Origin of the sequence: Faecalibacterium faecis (genome assembly GCF_040096475.1) — a bacterium.
Classification (GTDB): domain Bacteria; phylum Bacillota; class Clostridia; order Oscillospirales; family Ruminococcaceae; genus Faecalibacterium; species Faecalibacterium taiwanense.
This window is the reverse complement of sequence record NZ_JBBMEP010000041.1, coordinates 1-2,692: the sequence shown is the minus strand read 5'-3', so window position 1 is coordinate 2,692 and position 2,692 is coordinate 1. Positions and strand designations below refer to the sequence as shown.

Sequence of the window (2,692 nt, the reverse complement as noted above, 5' to 3'; positions counted from 1 at the left end):
AACCATTCGGAAAACATTCATGTCCACATCGTGATCGGCAGCATCCGAACACGAGAAGTGGAGCGTAAGCCCTATATGCAGAAGCCCCGCGATTGGCGTGAGGGTATGAAACACTCCAGCACCGCCCAGACCATGCGGCACCTCCGTGTCGAGGTCATGGAGCTGTGCGAAAGTGCCGGACTGTACCAGATCGACCTGCTCAACGGCTCGAAAGAGCGCGTGAGCGAAGCCGAGTATTGGGCAAGGCGGCGTGGGCAACAGAAGCTCGACCTTGCAAACGCAGCCCTTACCGTAGCCGGACAGCAGCCCCGGCAGAAGAAGTTTGAAACCGTGAAGGTCGCTTGTCGGGGCGAGGCCCCTCCATTTGCTGCGCAAACCGCTCGGTCACTCAAAAGCCCCACTGGGGCTTTTGTTGCTTCGCAAACGCGAACCCTGCGGAAACAGATTTCTTCAGTGTTGTACCGTGCCACGAGCTTTGAAGATTTTTCCGACAGGCTCTTGCAGCAGTACGGCATTGCCGTTAAGGAAAGTCGCGGATGCCTAAGTTATCTGCCTGCTGGAAGAACAAAGTTTATCCGAGCGAAACATCTCGGTGACAAGTTCGATAAGGCAGCAGTACTTTCCACGTTGCAGGCAAACACCGAACGCAAACCCAAGGCGCAGTTCAAGCAGGATGCCATCGGGAAACTGATCGACATCCAGTCGAGGATGACCGAAGGCAAGGGCATCGGCTATAAGCGTTGGCTCACGAAACACAATCTCAAAGTTATGGCACAGACCGTGAAGCTTCTGCAGGGAAAGGGCTTGACCGACGAGGACGCTCTAAACCAGCGCATCGCTGAACTGGAAACCAAGTATCACGACACACTGGCAGTGATGAAAGACCTCGAAGGTCGCATGAAAGCCAACAAAGAGCTGCGCTATCACATCGCAGCCTACACCAGTACCAAGAGCGTCGCACAGCAGTTCAATACTGCCAAGCGACCCGCAGTCTTTAAGGAACAGCATCGTGCAGAGCTGACAGCATACCGGGTGGCAGGAGCCTATTTCAAGGCAAGCAACATCACCAAGCTGCCCAGCCCAAAAAATCTGGAAGCCGAGTATGCGCAGCTGGCATCCGAAAAGGCAAAGTTCTACGAGCAGTACAAAGAAGCGAAAGAAGAACTTCTCAAACTGAAAACCGCAAAACAGAATGTTGCGTCCTTTTTCCGGGAGGAAGAACAGACGCAGCAGGAGAGATAAAGGAGTGTGCGTATGATCAATCTGAAAATCGACCCGGAGTTCCAGTCTCAGATTCCTCCTCTGACCGATGATGAATTTAAGCAGCTTGAAGAAAATATCCTGAAAGAGGGCAAGCTGCTCTCTCCTTTGATCGTTTGGAATAACACCCTTGTTGATGGTCACAACCGTTATACAATCCTCCAAAAGCACCCAGAGATTTATTTCTCCACCATGCCGCTCCGATTTGAGAACCGCGAAGAAGCCATTGCGTGGATTTGCCAGAATCAGTTGGGACGGCGAAACCTGAGTCCCGAACAGAAACGCTATCTGCTTGGGAAGCAGTACGAAGCCGAGAAGAAGGCTGCAAAAATCTTTCGGGGCAATCAGTACACTTTAGCAAAGAAAAGTGGTGGTGCTCACGATGATAACCACCACTCCGGGAAGAAAACCTGCGACCGAATCGCAGAAGAAAACGGTGTCAGCCGTGCCTCTGTTCTCCGTGCCAGCCACTATACACGAGGCATCGACATTGCGGACAACCTCTCTCCCGGCATCAAGCAGAAAGTCTTTTCCGGTGAAGTGAAGTTCACCAACGAAGAAATGTCCAAGCTTGTGCAGGCAAGTGTCGAGCATCGTTCAGATGTCCTTGCTCAAATCCTGCATCCAGAGGCATTGGAAGTGTTGGAATCTGCCAGCGCAGAATTTGAACCTGAAAAAGCGGAACCCGTTCCCATGCCCACACCACAAACAGAAGAATTCCGGTGCTATCATGTGCCGGACGAGTTTATGAAGGTTTACAAATCCTTGAGCCGTGCGACCGAAATGATGAAAAACTCATGGAAGAAAACGCTCAAAAACAATCCCAGCTATTTCACTGACCCGGAAAAGCAGAAGGTTCTCCGCTTCGCAATGCAGAGGCCTGCTAACTACCTGACTGAAATCGAAACCTATCTGGAAAAGGCTCTTGCAGAAGCCCTTGAAGGAGAAAAGACCGCATAACGACAGGCACTTGTAAGCCATCAACGAGCCACCAGCCGCAAGTGCAGGGCGGAAAGCATCCGCGCCCTTGCGCCTGATAAAAAATGGAACTTTGATTTTCTTGCCCGGCTTTGCTGCGGTGGGACGATCAAAGGAGCGTGCGTTTGAACAAAAAGAAAAAGTCCACAAACACTTCCCCCTATCCCGATGAAGTCATTGACCGTCTGGTGCGGGCATTCTACCCGGCCATCCTTGCCTGCTGGAACAGTGAGGAAGGTCAGCGGGAGTTTGCCGCGTGGCAGGCGGAACAGGCTCATCATACTACCAGCAAAGAGAAACAGAGCGTTCCCGACGGGGAACGCCCTGTTGTACATATCGCTATCGTATGTGGATTTTGGCAGGGTGCGTCCTATTCGGGGGCGCACCCTGTTTTTTGTTTTGCCCTTAATCTTCTAGCCCATAACTCCCAGCCACTTTCTTCAAATATTCCTCT

3 protein-coding genes are annotated in these 2,692 nt (G+C 51.8%); all 3 read left to right on the top strand.

Annotation, left to right across the window (positions count from 1 at the left end):
* Nucleotides 1-1,242: relaxase (locus tag WMO17_RS12935; protein WP_349138310.1), on the top strand; the 1,242-nt coding region annotated here is incomplete at its 5' end.
* Between the two features lie 12 nt (nt 1,243-1,254).
* Entirely contained in the window at nt 1,255-2,220 is a 966-nt protein-coding gene (locus WMO17_RS12930; RefSeq protein ID WP_349138309.1) for a ParB N-terminal domain-containing protein, read from the top strand.
* A 143-nt stretch (nt 2,221-2,363) separates the two neighbouring features.
* Nucleotides 2,364-2,692: hypothetical protein (locus WMO17_RS12925; RefSeq protein WP_349138307.1), on the top strand; the 329-nt coding region annotated here is incomplete at its 3' end.